This window comes from Nocardia sp. IBHARD005 (genome assembly GCF_052814245.1).
In genome coordinates this window covers 1624913-1642574 of the sequence record NZ_CP199935.1, presented here as the reverse complement: position 1 = coordinate 1642574, position 17662 = coordinate 1624913, and the positions used below count along the sequence as shown (strand labels likewise).

The window sequence follows — 17662 nt, the reverse complement described above, 5'->3', positions numbered from 1 at the left end:
CTCAATTCACGCAGGGCACCTGCCCCGAGGTGATGTCGCTGCGGACCGGCTTGCCCGCGTCGGGAGTCTTCGGCACCGATGCGGTCGTGCTGGTCTGCCAAGCGCCTGCGGTCGACTCCGACGACCAGGCCGCCGGCGGTTCGGTGCGTCGTCGCGTGCGCTCGGCCGTGGTGGAGGTCGGTACGGGCATACCGAAGGCCGCGGCGATCTCTCGGCGGATCGCGGGCCGGTCGACGATGTTCACGTCCTGGCCGTTGATCACGTCGTAGCGCAGCACCGGCAGAGTGCGGAATTCGACCTGCGGATCGTCGGCGGTACCGAGCGTGCGGACGAATTCGGTCATGTTCCAGTCGTCCGACAGCACGATATTGCGGTGCGCCACCTCCATCAGCGCCGAGAGCTTGCCCGGGTCGGTGAGCGTGCCCGCGCTACGTAGCTGCCGGGCCACCGAGGTCAGGAACGCCTGCTGACGGTGGGTTCGGTCGAGGTCGCCGTTCTCCAGCCCGTGCCGCTGCCGGACGAAGGCCAGCGCCTGTGCCGGATTCAGCTGCTGGCGGCCCGCGGGGAAATCGGCACCGGAGAACTCGGAGTCCTGCACCGGCTTGTTCAAACAAACTTCCACGCCACCCAGCGCGGCGGCCAGATCGTAGAAGCCTGCCAGGGTGACCTCGGCGAACCTGTCGATCGGCACCCCCGTCAGATCCCGGACCGCGGCCACGGTCGAGGCCCGCCCCGCCTCCCGGCCCGCCTGTTCCAGCTTCCGCTGATCGGTGACGCCCCGCGCGATCAGCTGGTCCTGCACGGCGGCCTTCTTCAACCCGTACGCCTCCTTGATCTTGGCGTGGGTGTAGCCCGGGATGCCGGTGACCGGTACGTAGTCGTCACGCGGAATCGACACCGCGACGATCTTGTTCATCGCGGCCGGAATGTGTACCAGGATCAGGGTATTGGCGTTGTATCCGCCTTCGTCACCGTCGCCCGCGTGCAATTGATCGAGGACCTCGGCCGGTAGTTCGTCGCCGTTCTGATCGCGCCGGGTATCCAACCCGATCAGCAAGATATTGAGATCGCCCCCGAGTGAGTGTGGTGCGTCGTCACCGATCGCGCGCGACCGCAAGAACCCCGCGTCGAAACTCCCCGCCGTCGACCACCCATACGCCGTCACCACGACGACCGCGGCCGACAACACCGCCGCGACAAACTTCGCCACCTGCCGCGCTCTTGGCCCCGCCGAGCCCCGACCGCGTCGACCGCGCCCGCCTTGTCCATCCCGGCTACCACTCGGCTCAACCATCTCATGATCAACTGTGCCAGCCGCGATAGCGAGCAGACATCGCGATTGGATCCCGATTGGATGGCGGTGCGGCGCGCCTGTTCAGTCGGGACGGGTGCCGAGGTCCCGCGAAATCCGCAGCAGATAGCCGTCCGGGTCCTGCCCCGCGAACTGGCGCACCCCGACCGCGTCGACGGCCCGCCGGTACCAGCGGATCAGACGGGGCACCTGGTTCAGCCGGTGGCGCGAAGGTCCAGGATGCGGGCGAGGGCGTGTTCTACGGCGTAGGTGGCGTCGGCGGCGCCGCCCTTGACGTCGGCGTTGAGGGTGGCGACTACCTGCAGGGCGGTGCCGATGGTGGTGGGATTCCAGCCGCGGGCTTGGGCCTGGGCCTTTTTTATCTTCCAGGGGGGCATGCCGAGTTTCTGGGCGAGGGCGAACGGGTCGCCGCGGCCTGCCGAGCCGACTTTGGCGATGGTGTGGACGGAGTCAGCGAGTGCGTCGGCCAGCAGGACGTGTGGAACACCGCGGTCGGTGGCCCAGCGCAATGCCTCCATCGCGCCGGGGCGGTCGCCGGCGACGGCGAGGTCGGCAACGTCGAAGCCGGTGACCTCGGCCCGACCGGAGTAGTAGCGACGGACCGCGTTCGCGTCGACCTTGCCACCGGTGTCGGACACCAATTGTGAACAGGCGGCGGCCAATTCGCGCAGTTCCGAACCGACGGATTCGAGCAGGGCCGCAACGACTTCGGTCGGCACCTTGACCCCGAGGGACCGGAACTCGCCCCGCACGAACTCCACCCGCTCGGCGCCCTTGTTGAGCTTCGCGCACTCGTGGACGGTCGCGCCCTTCTTCTGTAGCGCGGGTGCCAGCGCCTTGGCCCGCCCACCGCCCGAATGCAGCACCATCAGCACCACGCCGTCGGGTGGATCGGCCGCGGCCTCGGTGATCACCGCGACCGCGTCCTTGCCCGCTTCCGCCGCCGACTCGAGCACGATCACCCGGTCTTCGGCGAACAACGACGGACTGAGCAACTCGGCCAGCTCAGCGGTGCTCGCGTCACCGGCACGCAATCGATCGACGGGCACCGAATCCGGATCGGGCGCACCGGCCCGCACCTGCGCGGTCACCTTCGCAACCGCGCGTTCGACCAGCAGTTCCTCGTCTCCGAGGACCAGATGTACCGAGGCAGGGCGTTCGCTCACCAGCCGATCCTACGTACGCCCACCGACAACCGGGACACGCGCCACACCCGGCGGCTTACCCTGCGACCGTGCCCCACGCCATCGAGTCGCAGGTCCGTACCGCGCACGCGGTGCGCGTCGACGGGACGTGACCGTCCGTAGGTCAGCGGCGGTACCCACGACCACGACGTCACCATCGAGGTCGGTCCGGGCCACGGATGTGCCGAGCGCGGCGAAGGCGGTGGTCACCGTGGGGTGCGGATGACCGAAGGTGTTGCCCGACCCAGCACTGACCAATGCCAGGCGCGGACCGACGGCACGCAGGAATTCGGTTGTGGTGGTGCGAGATCCGTGATGGGGCACCTTGAGAATGTCCGCCCGGACATCGCTTTCGCGCAGCAGCCGCCCCTGCGCCTGCGCCTCGATGTCACCGGTGAACAGGATCGTCCCGGCCGGAGTACGAGCCCGCATCACCAGAGACCGATCGTTGGCCTCATCGGCGGTCAACGATGTCGGCACCTCCTGGCTCGGGGCCAGCACACGTAATCCGACTGTCCCAAAGGTCATTTCGTGCCCTGCGTGGAGTTCCATCAGCGGAATACCGGCCGCACCAGCGAGTTCCGCCACCCGCTCGACTCCACCGGCATCGTCATTGTGGCCATGCGATTCCCGCTGGGAGACACTGTGGTCCGTTGACCGGCTATCGCCCGTCGCCAGCCTCTCCCCCGGGGTCCCACTCGGGCACACGACATGATCACCTCCCGTCCTCGGCCGCGCATCAGCGCCCACAGTCGACGCTCGCTCCACCGGATGTGAGGCTGCCGCCGACTCCGGTTCCCATGGCGCGGTCGGTGGCGCCGAGTGCGACGGCGTTCCGACGAGGCCGTCCGGAGGCAATGGTGAAACCGCCACGTCCGCGGAGGGAACCTGCGCGGCGATCACACCCGGTGCGCGCGGTGGCGATACCGACGATTCCACTGGATGCGATGGCTCTTCCGCGGCTGTTGTCGGGCGCGAGGGAGTTCCGGTTGCCGCCGCGAGGTTCGGCGGTGTCGGCACCGAAACCGAGGCCGACTCGTGGGTTCGGTTCGCGACGGCGCAGATTTGGGCGATAGCTGGGCGGAGTTCGCCTGGGGCGGTGGCTATCGCGTCGACGGTGCGGCCGCGGAGGGCGCCTGCGAGGCCGTTGATGTGGTCGGCGTGGGGGTGGGTTAGGACGAGAAGGGGAATGTGGGTGATTCTCAGGCGGTCCAGGCAGGCCCGCATCGGGCGAGGGTCGGGGCCGACGTCTATGACGACCGCGGCACCAGGAGCGACCGACAAGGCCAACCCATCGCCCTGGCCGACGTCGCACATCGCGAGCACCCAACCCGGTGGCGGCCACCCCGGTTGCAAGAAGCGCACCGGGAGCAGCACCAGCGACACAGCCAACGCCGTGACGGCGAGGTATCTGCGGGTGTGCGACCAGCGCAAGGCCGCCACGACGGCAACGACCACCACTGCCGCGACCGCGCCCCCGACCGCGCCTCCCGGCACCGTCACCGTGGCGCCCGGCACCGCGGCAGCGCGATCGGCGACGCCGAGCAACCACCACATCGGTGGGCGGGCACACCAGAGCACCCCCACCGCACCATCACCCCACACGCACGCCACGATCGCGCCCACCGCACCGATCACCGTGATCAGCCCCACCACCGGCGCGACGAGCGCATTCGCCACGATCGCCACCAGACTCACCCGCCCCGACAGGGCGACCATCAGCGGCAACGTGACGACGAACGCGGCCGCCGACACCGCGACGATCTCCGCGGGTGCGCGCCACCATCCGCGTGCGCGCAACCAGTCTGCCCAGCTGGGTGCCAGCAAGATCAATCCCGCCGTCGCGACCACAGACAGTGCGAATCCCGCGCTCACCGCCAATTGCGGTGCCACGGCGAGCAATCCGATCACTGCCGCACACAGCGCCGGGAGCGCCTGCTTGCGTCTTCCGGTGAGCAGGGCCAGCACTGTCACCGAGCCCATCGCCGCCGCGCGCAGCACACTCGGATCGGGACGCGCGATGACGACGAACAGTGCGACAACCCCCGCCGCAGCAGCAGCACTGGTCCGCGGGCCTGCCGTGAGCAGTCGGGTGAGCGCCAGCAGGGCTGTCAACAGAATCGTGAAGTTGGCCCCACTGACTGTTCATTAGGGGTACTTCTCACTCCAATCTGCAGGAGCCCGCATGACCACAACCGCACCCGCCATCCGTCTCACCGCCGCCGACGTCAACCACGCCTCCCCCGACGCCCAATCGCTCGCCGTCCATCTCGATGACCGATGGGTCGGCTGGGTCGGCACCGCCCGCAAGTGGCGCGGCCACAGCTACGGCGGGCTCAAGTGGTGGGCATGCTGGCGCGAGGACGGCGACACCCACGCACGATGGTCGAGCGAGAGCACCGCGTACCCCACACGAAAGGCCGCTCTCGCCGCGTTGCAGGCCGAGCGCGCCCGCCCGCGAGACCCGAACGAACGAACCTCCCCGAAGGCGTTGACCACCGCGGTCGAGCGATGGTGCACGCACGGCCTGGTCACGCGTCGGCGCGACTGGTCCGACGGATCGGCCGAGCTCGAGCTGCGGGGCAACTACGCCATCAGCATCGTCCGCGAGGACGGCGTCGTCGGGTGGGAAGTCATCACCCGCGGGCTCGGCCAGGTGCTGCCCAAGGACCTCGACCAGGTCACCGAAGGTGAGCTGGTCCACGACCGTGAGGCAGCGGTCAGCAAGCTGGTTGCCCTGGTTGAGAAGTGGGCCGACCGATGACCACCACCGTCACCTACGTACTCACCCACTCCAAGTCCCGCCCCCGCCAGATGCACATCCTCGCCCGCGCCCTCACCGACCGGTACGGCGTGCCGTTCACCGCCGCCTACCAGGAGTCGACGCACGACTGGCGCATAGACTGGTCCAACGGGCCAACGGAGGAGGAGGTGCGCGGCATCCTGACCCGCCTCGCCGCCGGGCTCCCTGCGGTCACCTCGCTGACCCTCTCCCGCGGATACACCGACCTGGCCGAGGCGACCGCGCTGCTGATGTGGATCGACGCCGACCCGACCAGGCTGACCGACGTGTCCAGCTACTGGTCCTGCCGCGAGGCGTTCGGTTCGACCCGATTCCCGGAGCGGGCGCCGGAGGTGTGGATCGCACGGGCACAGCGACTGCTTGAGGTGGGCCACTTCCACACCGCTGGGTTGGACTGGCTGCGGGCACGCGACTGGGCAACCGCGCTCGGCGATCTCGACGCCGCAACCCCGGCGCCGACCCTCAACGCATCAGCGCTGCGGCGGCTGGAGGCCGCCGGAGTCACCGTCGCCGATTGGGCGAAGCTGAACCATATGTCCGGTGGGCAGTGGTGCGGCGACGTGTGCGGGTGCCCGGACGACCGGTGCATCGGCCGCCACCACGCCGAGAGCAGCGAGTGTGGATGCCTGGGCGCTCTGTTGGCCGTCGCTGTCCGGTCCTGACCGATGCTGCCGTGCGCGTAGCTGCTCCAGGCCCACGCGCACGGCAGCCATCCGGAGCTGGACTCGCCAGTCATCGGGATCGTGGCCGGACTCGATCAGAGCATCGCGATCCTCGGGTGTCATGCCTGGTTAGACGCGGCACGGACAGTTTCGGCTCCCGGCATTTCGGACGACTTCACCGCTGCCGTACGGAGCGGTACGATTCGAACGTGCGTTCGATCATCTGGCGTCTTGGATCGACCGCCGGCCTCGACCCGGACCAGCTGTACGCGGTGCGCGGCGGATGGACTCACCCCGCCCCAGTCGCCTGCCCCCATGGCCACCCACTCGGCCCGGGGCAGGTACTCGTCGGAACGATCGCATGCCTCGCGATCGAGGGCCACCACCGCACCTACACCTGCCGTCGTTGCGATGCCGTCGTCATGTGGCCGCCGCGCTCCGAGGCGTGCGACCACCGCGCATTCGATGAGCGGCGAGCTGGCTAGTCGTCGAGGTTCACCGCGAGCGGGTCCTGCTGACCGAAGACATGGTCGCGTAGCAGGGCCGACCCCGTGCGAGCGGTAGTGATGATGTGGACCGCGGCACGTCCGGTCAGACCGAATTGCTGCGCCACCTCGAGCGGCACCGCGTCGGCGTCGCCTACGACCTCGACCAGCAGGCGGGCACGTGCCTGCTCTGCCAAATGGATTGCCTTCTGCGCATCCCGGAACCGATCCGACCGCACCGGGGCACGACCGTTCGCGCCGACGTCGAAGCTCTGCCCCGTGCCGAGAAGCTCGATCTTCGCGGTTTCGAGGCGACCCATCACGGCCGCGATCCGGTCTGCCATGTCGCTCACACCACCACGATATCCCGAGCGACCAGCTCAGCATCGAGCGCACGAACCGCGCTGCTCGTCGCCCATGGCGCCAGCTCGCGACGGCCGTCACGGATCGCCGCAGACAGCCGCGGCGACCGGTTCTGCTGGGTCAGCCGCGCGGCCTCGGTGACAGCTGCCGCCGCCTCCTCGATCTCGTTGAGCTGGATCAGTCCACGCTCCAGCTCGAGCAGCGTGACCGCCCGGTCCCTGGTGTAACTCTCGGGCAGGGCGGCGATCGCCCGCCGCGACGCCTCGACCGCCTCGCCTGCTTCGCCGATGAGCGTCAAGCACCCGCCGACGTAGCTCTCGAAGAACGCCGGTCCGACGTAGTAGGCGCGGCTCTCAGACGGATGCCCGGGGTGGACTCCATCCATTGCACGCTCGGCGGCGTCGAGCGCGTCGCGGCAGGCGCGGTCCTTCCTGGCGATGGCGGAAGCCTCGGCCATCCGCAGATGCACGTACACCGACAGCTGCCGGTCCTCGCTGCCGCGGATCCATGACGTCGCCGCGGCTGCGTGGTCCATCGCGATCCGCGGTTGCTTCTGCCAGATCGCCAGTTGCGACAGGCCGGTCAGCATGTAGGCAGCGAGGTCGTCGTCCTCAGCCTCGTGCGCCTTGTCGCGCGCGAGGTGGTACAGCCGCTGTGCGGTGGGGTACTCGCCAGCATCCCAAGCCAGCGCGCCGGCGAATCCAATCCACTCCGCGTGGAGGGAAAGCAGCGCGGGCTGCACCTCAGATCCGCAGTCACGCAGCATCGCCTCGGTAACTTGCTCCTGTGCGATGACCATCCCCTGAGCGGCTGGAGAACCGAGCGTGTCATCGAGCTGCATTGCCGCGTAGAGGGTGTGGCGGATCGCGTCGACGGCCGCCATGTCGGCTCGGCCAGCGCCCGATGCCAGCCACTCGGCTCGATCCGTGTCGAGCCCGACCGTGAGCAGTCCGGCAGCGACGACCGGGGCGGCCTTGAATAGGTTGCGGCGCTTCACGTCTTCTCCTCCGTGCAGCAGTTCTGTGAACCGCGCGAGCACGTCTTCTGGAGCGCGGCTGAGCAGGCGGTCGAGCTGGCGGCGCCCGTGCGTGCTGATATTCGAGCCGCCCTCCCACCGATAGACAGACTTCTCGGTGACCTTGAGCTCAGTGGCGAAATCGAGCTGGCGCAGCCGCATTGCGTCGCGCAGCGCGGTGACCTCTGTGCCTGTCCATGCTCCGACGGTAGCCATCGGTCTCCTTACCTGGGAACCCGCGCTGACGTGATGTCTGAAAATTGTCTGTTTGGTGTCCGGTGGTGTCCAAACCACCTAGGGCAAGGTCGATTTCAGACCCACACACCAGCCTATCGAGGTGACCCCATGACCGCGCTCGAATCCGAAGTACTGGAAGCGCTTACTCCGACCACGCGACTCCTGCGCCCCGAGACCTTGGCCGCGATCCTGCAACGCCCTCGAGCTGAGATCGACAAAGCATCCAAGGCACTTCGGGCGCAGGGCCTCGTGGGGCGCAACGCATCTGGCCAGTGGTATGCGTACCGAGAGCAGCGGGTGTCATGACCGAGGGAGAAGCCCGCACCCTCGGCGCACTCGTCGACGGCGCACTCACCGCCGACGGAATTGCCAAACGCACCCAGATGTCACGCTCCCAGGTCGGCGAGCACCTGCGCCACCTGGCCATGATCGGATTCGTCACCGGTAACACCGCGACCCCGCGCTTGTGGGGGATGACCGGGCTGGCACAGGAGTGGTCTCGGCAGAGCGTCGGCCGATGCGCGCTGGGAATCCAGGCGTGAAGCCGCCCGCCATCGGCTACCTCCGGTCCGACATCTCCGGCGTCAGCAAGGCATGGGACCAGATCCAGATCCGCACCACTGCCGAACGCCTCGGCTACGAGCCCATCAAGACGATCGAGTTCAGCGAGTTCACCGCCGACCCGGTCGGCCAGCTCCTCGGCGCCATCGCGCGCGACAAGGTCGATGCCGTCGTCGTGCCGTCCATCGCCCACCTCGGCGGCGAGATCCCCGAAGCGCTGATGTCTGCAGCCGACGTCATCACGGTGTCACCCGAGGCGACCTATGCCCGAAGGCTTCCATCCCTGTTCGATCCGCCCGCGAGCCAAGGAGATCTGCATGGAGACAGCCATTCTCGTGATCGTGTGCCTGCTGCTGGCGGGCGTGGCCTGGCTGGTGTACGACGCCCTGTTCCGCCGCTGACCTGATCCATCCGAGCTCTACCGACATCCGAGAGGAGGTGACATGAACGAGTTCGCAATCCCGGGCCCTGACGGCAACGCCGGTCAGACCGACGTAGACGCCCTGCCCCGCACGCTCCGTATCGACGGAGCTGACAGCTGGGTCAAGCCGACCCAGCTGGATGCGCGGAATAGCTGAGCACGGATAGACGACGAAAAGCGCCCTGCCGGACACGATTCGGCGGGGCGCTTTTGGTATCGACAGAACTTTACCAGCGGCGATGCGCGAATCTCCCCTGCCCGCAATTTAATTCAGGAAAGGGCTGTGTAGTGTAATACACTACACTATAGTTGTTCCTGTGAGGGCAGCCAGCCTCCACAGCACACAACTCAAGAGGGGTCCACATGGACAAGGGAGATGTTTACTTCATCATCGGCCTGGGTTGGACGACGATCTTCGGGATTTACCCGGTGGTCGCTCCGAAAATCTCCGAGTGGCGCGCTAAGCGTCGCTACAAGGGCAGGCACCGGAAGAAGTAACACCCGCTAGGAAGGCGGCCCGGGTAGCCACTAACTACCCGGGTCACCGACCACCAAGTAGACCCCTCCGACGTTGTGGAAGTCAACCAAGGCACCACCATCGAAAGGCATCACGATGAGAATCTTCGCCCTACTGGCAGGCCTCGCCGTCCTCGGCGCTCTCATGCTCGCCGACAACTGGAACCCGGTCCGCGCCGCGGTCTACGCGGTAGCGTGGCTCGCCGTCGCATTCATACTCATCAAGTTCGCCCGGAGGTAGACCCCATGCCCAGACCCGGACCACGCCGGCCAGTTCTCACACTGCGCATGTCCGATGACCAGATCGTGGCCCTGGACGACCAGGCCATTGCCGAGGAGCTGCTCACCAAGCAGGGCGAGCCGAACCGCTCTGAGCTGATCAGGATCATGGTCGACTACGCACGCGAGAACATGCCTGCCGGTTGGCGTCCGGAGGGCTGGATCTACCGCGGCTGAACAACGATTGAGCCTCAACGCACATCAGCGCCCCGCCGGCCCCCTTCCGGCGGGGCGCTTCTCGTGGCGTAACGCGTTGCTATACCCGGCCGATCATCCGGCGAAACCCAACCTATTCCAAGGGGCAATTTTGACCCAGCCACCGAACTACCCGATGCCACCGCAGCAGCGGCCACCAAAGCCGAAGACGCGAGCAGCATGGCTGATCGGTGCCGGCGTGGTCGCGGTCTTCGCCGTCCTCGTCGTGATAGGCACCGTAATGAAGGACGAAACGACCGACGCCGAGACGGCAACGACCTCGGCGGCCGAGTGGCCGACAATGCCGGATCCGACCGTGGCCAAAACCTCGGCTCCCGCGCCTGTGCCGACCACCGTGCCGACGGTCCAGCGCACAGCAACCGCCACCCTGTCGGCCGACTACCCCTCGGGTTTGAACGCGCGGTGTAGCCAGGCGCCGGCGGATGATGTCACGAAGATTCAGGCGAAGTTCAAGGACTCGACTCAGCGCCTGGCACACGCTGTCATCCTGACCGGTGCCGACGGCCGCAAGTACCTGGGTGCGTCAGTCGTCAAGGCTGATGGTGTCCTGGTTCAGAAGTCGGACGTGTGGGTGCACACGATCTCGAGCGGCTGGACGGCTGCGACCGGCGGTGCCCGGTCGACCACCACCTGGCCGAAGACTTCCGATGTGGTCACCAATGTCGACCTTGGCGGCGAGGACGTGCAGACCGCAGACCGGTGTGCCTACGACTGGGCGAAGATCAGCGGCTACAACTGACCTAAGACGACGAAAAGCGCCCCACTGGACGGGATCCGGTGGGGCGCGCTCGCGTTCTGCGGGTGGTCAGGATTCGGTGATGCGGACCCAGCTGTTAACGCCCGTGACGATGGTCATGCTTGACCCAGACGACGCCAGAGCCTCCAGTGTGACGGCGTCGTTGAGGACCACGTCTGTCGTGAAGTTGAGCGCGACGGTGTTGGTGCCGCCGAACCCCGGCACGGATATCGATCCGCTGGTGATCAGCACCGTGGCCCCCAACTTGAGACGAACCTGGACGGTGCCGCCGCCCGCAGCGGCCGACGAGGCCACTACCGAGCAAGAGACCTTCGCGCCCGCACGGGTGCTCTGCACAATCAAGCCGTTGCTTACCACCGAGCTACCGGGGTACGGACCGGTATCAGCCGTCCACGTAGTCACCAGAGCAAACGACGTGCCCAGGGTGGCGCTGGCACCGTTCTTGAACATGCCAGACGGGAAGAACGGCGCACCGCGGCCGCCAGTGACGATGGCGCCCATCAGGCCAGCCCGGTGATATCGGCGACCAGCCCCTTGCCGGGGGTGGTGCCGACGGCGGTCACCTGCACGGTGAGGATGTCACCCACTGAGAACGACCAACTGCCGGTAGACGTTCCACCAGCGACTTGGCTTGCCGCGGCGATCGTGGCGGCGCTGCCCGACACGGCCACGCCGTTCTTTCGCAGCTCGACGACGAGGTTGCCCGACGCATCCGGTGTGCTCGCCCTGTAGGTCACCGACGTGAACACCGCTGCGCGTTGCAGTTTCACACCCATCGGGAAATCGCCGGTGCCAGCCGCGCGCACCGTGTCCTTGCCGAACCCGCAGACGTTGAGGTCGTACGGGCTGGTACCCGCAGTGGGGGTACGCGTGTTGGACAGGCGCGCATCGTTGCCCACGCACGCCGTCGAGCTGGTGGCACCGAACGCTGCAGCGTTGAAAGCTGGCGCTGCTGCCGTTCCCGCGAGCACGCCCGCCAACTGCACGATGCCCTTGACTGATGTAGTCGCGTCCGGAGCGGCCGGGCCGGTAGCGCCGACATCACCGCGCGGGATCGTCAAGTCGAGCACCTGGTTCGGCGGGGTGCCGGTGATCAGTGCGCCCGCCGAGCTGCCGGGCGTGCCGGTCGTGACCGAGCCGATCTCCAGCTCGTTCGCCGGACCGGTCGCGCCGGTCAATCCGGTGATGCCCTGCGGTCCACGGATGATCACGCCCTGACCGTCGGCCATCCACCCGTCGCCGGTCCGGTAGACGTACAGCAGGCCATCGGCGGTGACGACGTACTGTGCGCCGTCGCCTTCGGGGGGGACGCTGGGCAAGGCCGCGTAGGTGGCGACCTTGCGGTCGACCTGGATGCCTTCGCCCTGGGGCCCGCGCACGACAGCGTCGCCCGGGGATGCCGGAACCGGGGACACCACGGTCAGGTCGACTAGGCCGGTCGACCCAGTGTCGGGGTCCTCGGGGTCCGGGCCGGGCAGGTACTCGACAACCTCGAACGAGAACGGCGCGATGATCACCGGGTCGCCGTCGTACTCGAGGTCGAACGTCACCCGCCACGTCCAGTCGGCGGGGTTGGTGTCGGCGGACGGTGCGACCAGGCGGACGCCGCGGTCGCCGCGCCACGTCAGGTACCCGAATTCATCGAGCGACGCGGTGTAGTGCTTGGGCAGTTGCACGTAGGTCGCTGGCGCCGGGACGCCGTCGGCGACGAGGATCTTCGGTGCTTCGGCGGCGAACGTGATCGTGCCCGTCAGCGGCGGGAACTCGGGCAGGTCTTCGATGTCGGGGCCGTCGATGACGTTCGCGAGGAATCGTCCGACGACCTTGCCGTACTTCAGTGGCGCCAGTTCGGCCATCAGATACTCCCGTTCATAGCTGGTCTTTGAGGCTGGCCGGAAGTTCAGGCTGTGATGGCACCGGTTCGCCGCGCTCGTGAGCTATGTCGCGGCGATCACTCCACACCCAGAAGCGGCGGATGTACTTCATCGCGTCGACGCCGAGCTCTCGCCAGTGCGCCAGCTCGGCCTCCAGATTGTCGACCCGCCCCTGCAGCTCACTGACCTTCTTGCCCTGCCAGGCCGAGATAGCGCCGAGGATGACGGCGATGATGCCGCCGTAGGCGACGATGTGCTCGGGGCTCACTCAGTCCTCCCGCGCGTGACGACCGGACGAAACCGGGATTACAGCGGGCCGGATGAGGGCACCTGCCAGGACCGGAGTCGCCAGGGTGTAGAGCATTGTCAGAGTTTCGACCCATTCGATCGAAACGTTGCGGCCGAGGATGAACGCGGCAACGCCGGTGATCGCGACAAGCACCGACCGGACTAGGGCGGGCTCCGGAACGCGCGTCATCACTTGCCCGCCTTCGGATCACGGCACCCGGCGACGCCGAGCTTTTCGCCGATGGCGGCCAGAGTGTCGACGACTGTGCGCCCGCCGAGCTGCGGCCAACCGGGGAACGGTGCGCCGTCCTTGGTGCCGGGTCCGGCGAGCTGGTCGAGCGCGAGACCTGCGTTATCCATGGTGGGTGCCTTTCGGTCGAGTTGTACCTGCACGTCGCGGCGGAGCTTCGCCATGTCCATCTGGCCGGGATCCCATTTCCCCTGCTTGCGCCCGGCCCATTCCTTGTGCCCGATCACCCGATCGGCGCCGTAGCCGAGACGGCGCACGATGGCCGCGCAGCAGCGCACGTACGCCTGGTACTGCGCCGGCGGCCACCCCTCCTCGCCGTTGTTCGCGGCCTCGATGCCGATCGTGTGCCAATTCGCGTTGTCCTCGGGCAGGCCCGGGTACTCGCCCATTCCTGCGTGCCAGGCGACGCCGACAGCGACGACAGTGGCGGTGCCGTCCTTGCCGAGGTGGATCTGAGAGAGCGGGCCAGGCAGGTGCGCGAAGCCCTCGGCGATCTCGCGCGGCGGGGTGTTCGATCCGCCGGTGTGGTGGCAGATCACGCCCCATACCGACCGGAAGTCGCCGTGTCCGCGCTCGCGCCAATCGGGGTACTCGAAGACTCGCACGCCCTCGGCGCGCAGTACATCGGCCAGCCATACGGGGTCACCTGTCCATGGCATTGGTTGCCTCCTCGATCTTGGTGCGGATGGTCTCGACAATCCCGGCGAGTGCCTCGGACTTCGATGCGGCCTGGAACCCGATTCCTCTGGGGTGTTCGGCTTTCCAGCTACCGTCGGGGAGCTGGGACACCTCGACATCGTCGACGTCCCAGTAGGCCTCGATGTCAGGGATCGGCCAGGTGCCGTCCTCGTCGCGCCCGTAGTGCAGGCCGGTGTCGTACGGGCCGGGCAGACCGCCGGGGGTCGGCGCCCAGCGCACCACCTCGAGCGTGGGATCTCGCCGCCATCCGCGCGCGATCAGGAAGTCGGCGATCCGCGGTGCTTGGGCCACCTGGATCACGGCGGGATCAGCAAGCTTGCGGCCGGCCGGATTGGTCCACTCGGGCAGGTGCACCACCGCGAGCTCCTCGGCGAGCTCGCGCACTTCGGGCGCGACCTCGGGCACATCCATCGTCGGCAACGTGCCTTCGACCACGTGGCGCAGAAACGCCTGCATTCGGTCGGTGACCTGCACGCCTTCTTTGCCTGTGGCGTGGTATCGGATCTTCTCCTGATCGCGCCCAGTTGGGGTCGTGACCTCTTCGATGATCTCGCCGCTCACGGCTGGCCCTCCATTGGCTGGGCGCCGATGATCAGCTGGGCGCCGGTGGTGATCACGCTGTAGTTCTTCGCGCCGACTCTGCGGACGATGACGTAAATCTGTGCGGTCTGATTCGCGCCGACGGTGGCCTGCGTGGAGGCGGGCGAGTTCGGAGCATCCCAGCGGGGGAAGAACTGGGTCTGAGTGTGGTTCGCCGCAGCCCATCCGAATCCGAACCCGATCAACGGGCCGTCAGCAGCGCCCAGCCGGATCTCCACATCCGGCCGGGACTCGCCCACTGTCGAGACGTGAGCCTGCAATCCGATCGACCCACTGAGGACGATCGGCCGCCACGGGATCGGCTGTGCCGGAATCGTCATGGTGGCGATCGTCTTCGGCGACTGCGACAAGTTCGAGCCGCCGGTGAATTGAGATCCGGCGATAGCCCACGGTCCGCCGAGGCGGGGCGCGGGGATCGGCAGCCATTCGGAGGTGGCGGTGTGCCACGCGAGCACCGCGCCTTGTCGGGCCGCGGTCAGGTCGCCGACATCCTCGGCGTCGGAGATCGCACCGGGCTCGCCGGGATCGCCTGCGACACCGGTCGCGCCGCGCGGGAACTGGACTTCGAGCACCTGGTTCGGCGGGGTGCCGGTGATCACCGCGGTCGCCGTGCTGCCGGGGGTGCCGATCGTCGCCACACCGGACAGCACGTTCGGTGGGCCCTGGCGTCCGGCGTGCTGGAAGGCCACCGTGAAGCGCACGAATTCAAGACCGGTCCACAGGATCACAGAGTTCTCGTCGAGCAGCCGCCAGGCGCGACGCGCATGCGCCTCCCCTAGGCCCAGGGCCTGCAGCGCGGCGAGATCGGCGAGATCGCCCATCCACTGCCACGGCCACGCCGGATCACCCTGCGGGCCAGGGTCACCGATGGAACCCTCGCGGATCTCTAACAGGCCCTCGCGGTCCACCAGCTCGAGCGGGTTCACCGTGTAGGGAAGGCCGATCGGATCCGAGACCCCGCGCAGGGTGAGCGTGATGTCGCTGTCGTAGACGATGGTCATGGCGCTCCTGTCACGGGCACCGCGAACACCGTGACGTGCGCGCCAGTGCGGGTGTACGTGTAATTTCCGGAGCCGAGGTTGCGACGCAGGACGATCGCGATCACCGCGGGCACCCCCGCTGCGATCACCCCGACCGAGGACGCCGGGGTCATGCTGGCGGTGTTGAACTGCGGGTAGACCAGGTCGACGGCGTCAATGCCGAACGGGGTACCCGGGCCGTAGCCGACGATCTGCCCTGCAGCGTTGGTGATCCGGGCCTCGATGTCGATCCGGTTGGATGCGTCGGTGGCAGCGGTCCGCACCAGCACCCCGCCGAATACCAGGGGGCGCCATGCAACGTCCTGGGCTGGGATGTTGATGTTGCACACTGTGTTGGGATTGGTCGAGACTCCGCTCTGCGTCGCCGCGAAACCCGCAGCGCCGTCCCATGAGTCGCCTTCGAAGGCCGTCCATGGGCCACGCCATCCCGGGTACGGTTCGGGCGCCCACTTGCTCGTCACCGGATCCCAGAGCGGCACAGCGCCGTCGACCGGCGGGGCGCTGTCGTCGTAGTCGGTGGCCTCACGCAGCGGGCCAGGTGACCCGATGGGGCCCTTCACGCCTGCCACGCCGCGCGGCACGACAATGTCGAGCGTTTGGTTCGGCGGGGTTCCGGTGATCGTGATTTCCAGATCGCTACCCACCGCGCCGGTGGTGACCGCACCGATTTCGAGTTCGTTGACATCACCGGTTGGGCCGTGCCCGCCGAAGGCTTCCGGGAAGGAATCGAATGCCTCGCCGTTCCAGTACATCAGCGTGTTGGTGCTCTCGACGCGCCACGCTTTGCCCGCGTGCGCGGGGCCGAGGTTCTCGGCGAGCGCGGCGAGCGCGCTCGGGTCGGAGACGTCGCCTTCCCACCGGAATCGGTACGCGGGCGGGCCCTGCGGGCCAGTCGCGCCCGGTGACCCGGTGGGCAGCTCCAGCGTGCCGTCCGTCGGCGTGCCGCCGAAGGACTGCACCACGCCCGGGGTGCCGATGCCCTCGTTGAGTCCACGGATCTGGGTCTGCTCGAAATACTCTCCGACAGTGGGCATTACGTCACCACCTCCGGAACGGGTTGGGCCCAGACGGTAAGCGTCGCGGCCGTCTGGCTGTGGCCGATCTTGTAACCGACGCCGTTGCCGACGCGCTCCACGCAGACATACAAGGTCGCGGACTGACCAGCAGGTACGGTCGCGTAGGTACTCGACGGCGACAACGGTTTGGTTCCCTCGTCGCCGTAAGCGGGCGCCCAGGATAGGGGAAAGTAGACGGATGGGCTGCTGATGCGGTGGCCGGCGCCGGAGGCAACCATCACTCCGGCCGCAGAGCCGAGGCGGACCCGCAATTCGACACGAGCCTCTGCGCCCTGCTCCATGAAGCAGTGCATCTGACCCCAGCACATCGGGCGCCATTGGAACGGCATTGCGGGGACGGTGAAGGTGCCCGCCACATAGCTCGGGATCGCTTCTTCATGGGCGGCAGCAAACTCGCTCTCCCACCATGCCCACGGCCCAAAGCCGTTGGGGGGCTGGGTGGCCTGCCACCTACGCCCGGAAGACGTCAGCCCGAAGGCGGACCGGTTGACCGGGCCGACCGTATCGTCCCAGTCCGTGGCAGCAGTGATCGCTCCGGATGTGCCGGGCGGACCGGCCGGACCTGGCAAACCAGCGGGCACGGTGGCCTGCACAGCCTGCGCGGCGGTCGATCCGGTGATCCGGAGCGCGGCGCCGACGAGTGCCGGATCATGAGTAGTTGTCACCGTGACGGTATTGCCTGGGGCGACTGAGCCTTGCGCACCGACGGCGTCGGGCGAGTGGATCCACGTCGTGCCATCCCAGAAGTCCATAGCGTCGTTGTCGAGCCGATGCCACCACTTGCCGCGGTCGGCCAGGCCGAGGCCGACCGGGCGCGCGGCTGCGTCGGCGATGGCACCCTGTTTGGCGAACGTGGTTTGTGGTGCTCCTCGCGGGCCCGCCGGACCAGTCGGGCCGGGAGGCAACGGCAATGCCGCCGCTGCCTCGGTCGGGGTGACTGTCGCGGTGAGGATTGGTAGACCGTCGAGGTCGACCTCTTCGGTGGCGACCAGGCGCGCGGAGATCTGAATATCGGGCAACGGTC

At 67.8% G+C, this 17662-nt stretch carries 24 protein-coding genes and 1 pseudogene; 9 read left to right on the top strand and 16 right to left on the bottom strand.

Annotated features, from left to right (window positions below; all coding sequences use genetic code 11):
- Window position 1: 1 nt before the first annotated feature.
- From ACTWPB_RS07775 to ACTWPB_RS07755, 5 genes and pseudogenes are all read right to left on the bottom strand, one after another.
- On the bottom strand, window positions 2–1210 hold the full coding sequence (locus tag ACTWPB_RS07775) for an LCP family protein (protein ID WP_446225005.1): 1209 nt from the start codon (window positions 1208–1210) through the stop codon (window positions 2–4).
- A 165-nt stretch (window positions 1211–1375) separates the two neighbouring features.
- On the bottom strand, window positions 1376–1501 hold the full coding sequence (locus tag ACTWPB_RS07770) for a hypothetical protein (protein ID WP_446225004.1): 126 nt from the start codon (window positions 1499–1501) through the stop codon (window positions 1376–1378).
- 5 nt (window positions 1502–1506) lie between these two features.
- Complete coding sequence (holA, locus tag ACTWPB_RS07765; protein ID WP_446225003.1) at window positions 1507–2478, bottom strand: DNA polymerase III subunit delta; 972 nt, start codon at window positions 2476–2478, stop codon at window positions 1507–1509.
- Between the two features lie 9 nt (window positions 2479–2487).
- Window positions 2488–3813 (bottom strand): MBL fold metallo-hydrolase, encoded by a 1326-nt coding sequence (locus ACTWPB_RS07760; RefSeq protein ID WP_446226258.1) that lies wholly within the window; start codon window positions 3811–3813, stop codon window positions 2488–2490.
- A gap of 123 nt (window positions 3814–3936) precedes the next feature.
- Window positions 3937–4626, bottom strand: a pseudogene (locus ACTWPB_RS07755) (ComEC/Rec2 family competence protein); the annotation flags it as partial.
- 55 nt (window positions 4627–4681) lie between these two features.
- Here ACTWPB_RS07755 and ACTWPB_RS07750 point away from each other — a divergent pair.
- Together ACTWPB_RS07750 and ACTWPB_RS07745 are read left to right on the top strand one after the other, a co-directional pair.
- Entirely contained in the window at window positions 4682–5260 is a 579-nt protein-coding gene (locus tag ACTWPB_RS07750) for a hypothetical protein (RefSeq protein ID WP_446225002.1), read from the top strand.
- Window positions 5257–5961, top strand: a complete 705-nt coding sequence (locus ACTWPB_RS07745; RefSeq protein ID WP_446225001.1) for a hypothetical protein — start codon at window positions 5257–5259, stop codon at window positions 5959–5961. The genes ACTWPB_RS07750 and ACTWPB_RS07745 overlap by 4 nt, the downstream gene beginning before the upstream one ends.
- 481 nt (window positions 5962–6442) lie before the next feature.
- Here the strand turns inward: ACTWPB_RS07745 and ACTWPB_RS07740 are convergent, their stop codons facing one another.
- Window positions 6443–6799, bottom strand: a complete 357-nt coding sequence (locus ACTWPB_RS07740; RefSeq protein ID WP_446225000.1) for a hypothetical protein — start codon at window positions 6797–6799, stop codon at window positions 6443–6445.
- Entirely contained in the window at window positions 6796–7986 is a 1191-nt protein-coding gene (locus ACTWPB_RS07735) for a hypothetical protein (RefSeq protein ID WP_446224999.1), read from the bottom strand. The genes ACTWPB_RS07740 and ACTWPB_RS07735 overlap by 4 nt, the downstream gene beginning before the upstream one ends.
- Before the next feature lie 183 nt (window positions 7987–8169).
- On the opposite strand from ACTWPB_RS07735, the gene ACTWPB_RS07730 reads away from it, so the two are divergent.
- The 7 genes from ACTWPB_RS07730 (at window position 8170) to ACTWPB_RS07700 (ending at window position 10793) form a co-directional block, all read left to right on the top strand.
- Window positions 8170–8367, top strand: a complete 198-nt coding sequence (locus tag ACTWPB_RS07730; RefSeq protein WP_446224998.1) for a hypothetical protein — start codon at window positions 8170–8172, stop codon at window positions 8365–8367.
- Complete coding sequence (locus ACTWPB_RS07725) at window positions 8364–8603, top strand: helix-turn-helix domain-containing protein (RefSeq protein WP_446224997.1); 240 nt, start codon at window positions 8364–8366, stop codon at window positions 8601–8603. The genes ACTWPB_RS07730 and ACTWPB_RS07725 overlap by 4 nt, the downstream gene beginning before the upstream one ends.
- A complete protein-coding gene (locus tag ACTWPB_RS07720; protein ID WP_446224996.1) occupies window positions 8600–9028 on the top strand; it encodes a hypothetical protein in 429 nt (142 codons plus the stop codon). Before ACTWPB_RS07725 ends, ACTWPB_RS07720 begins: the two co-directional genes overlap by 4 nt.
- A 37-nt stretch (window positions 9029–9065) precedes the next feature.
- A complete protein-coding gene (locus ACTWPB_RS07715; RefSeq protein WP_446224995.1) occupies window positions 9066–9200 on the top strand; it encodes a hypothetical protein in 135 nt (44 codons plus the stop codon).
- A 456-nt stretch (window positions 9201–9656) separates the two neighbouring features.
- Window positions 9657–9800, top strand: coding sequence for a hypothetical protein (locus ACTWPB_RS07710; RefSeq protein ID WP_446224994.1), 144 nt, complete (start codon window positions 9657–9659; stop codon window positions 9798–9800).
- A gap of 47 nt (window positions 9801–9847) precedes the next feature.
- A complete protein-coding gene (locus tag ACTWPB_RS07705; protein WP_446224993.1) occupies window positions 9848–10015 on the top strand; it encodes a hypothetical protein in 168 nt (55 codons plus the stop codon).
- Window positions 10016–10145: 130 nt separating this feature from the next.
- A complete protein-coding gene (locus ACTWPB_RS07700; protein ID WP_446224992.1) occupies window positions 10146–10793 on the top strand; it encodes a hypothetical protein in 648 nt (215 codons plus the stop codon).
- Between the two features lie 66 nt (window positions 10794–10859).
- Here ACTWPB_RS07700 and ACTWPB_RS07695 read toward each other — a convergent pair whose 3' ends face one another.
- From ACTWPB_RS07695 to ACTWPB_RS07655, 9 genes are read right to left on the bottom strand one after another with little or no spacing between them, the layout of a single operon-like run.
- Window positions 10860–11312 carry a hypothetical protein gene (locus ACTWPB_RS07695; protein ID WP_446224991.1) on the bottom strand — a complete coding sequence of 151 codons (453 nt, stop codon included), beginning with the start codon at window positions 11310–11312 and terminating at the stop codon, window positions 10860–10862.
- Window positions 11312–12667, bottom strand: coding sequence for a hypothetical protein (locus tag ACTWPB_RS07690; RefSeq protein ID WP_446224990.1), 1356 nt, complete (start codon window positions 12665–12667; stop codon window positions 11312–11314). The genes ACTWPB_RS07695 and ACTWPB_RS07690 overlap by 1 nt, the downstream gene beginning before the upstream one ends.
- 13 nt (window positions 12668–12680) lie before the next feature.
- Window positions 12681–12953, bottom strand: a complete 273-nt coding sequence (locus tag ACTWPB_RS07685) for a hypothetical protein (protein ID WP_446224989.1) — start codon at window positions 12951–12953, stop codon at window positions 12681–12683.
- Window positions 12954–13163 carry a hypothetical protein gene (locus ACTWPB_RS07680; RefSeq protein WP_446224988.1) on the bottom strand — a complete coding sequence of 70 codons (210 nt, stop codon included), beginning with the start codon at window positions 13161–13163 and terminating at the stop codon, window positions 12954–12956.
- Window positions 13163–13882: a peptidoglycan recognition protein family protein gene (locus ACTWPB_RS07675; protein ID WP_446224987.1), complete on the bottom strand. Its 720-nt coding sequence runs from the start codon at window positions 13880–13882 to the stop codon at window positions 13163–13165. The genes ACTWPB_RS07680 and ACTWPB_RS07675 overlap by 1 nt, the downstream gene beginning before the upstream one ends.
- The gene (locus ACTWPB_RS07670; RefSeq protein ID WP_446224986.1) at window positions 13866–14483 is read right to left on the bottom strand and encodes a hypothetical protein; all 618 of its coding nucleotides are present in this window, start codon (window positions 14481–14483) and stop codon (window positions 13866–13868) included. Before ACTWPB_RS07670 ends, ACTWPB_RS07675 begins: the two co-directional genes overlap by 17 nt.
- A complete protein-coding gene (locus ACTWPB_RS07665) occupies window positions 14480–15523 on the bottom strand; it encodes a hypothetical protein (protein ID WP_446224985.1) in 1044 nt (347 codons plus the stop codon). The genes ACTWPB_RS07670 and ACTWPB_RS07665 overlap by 4 nt, the downstream gene beginning before the upstream one ends.
- Window positions 15520–16596 carry a hypothetical protein gene (locus tag ACTWPB_RS07660; protein WP_446224984.1) on the bottom strand — a complete coding sequence of 359 codons (1077 nt, stop codon included), beginning with the start codon at window positions 16594–16596 and terminating at the stop codon, window positions 15520–15522. The genes ACTWPB_RS07665 and ACTWPB_RS07660 overlap by 4 nt, the downstream gene beginning before the upstream one ends.
- Complete coding sequence (locus tag ACTWPB_RS07655; RefSeq protein WP_446224983.1) at window positions 16596–17657, bottom strand: hypothetical protein; 1062 nt, start codon at window positions 17655–17657, stop codon at window positions 16596–16598. The genes ACTWPB_RS07660 and ACTWPB_RS07655 overlap by 1 nt, the downstream gene beginning before the upstream one ends.
- Window positions 17658–17662: the final 5 nt, after the last annotated feature.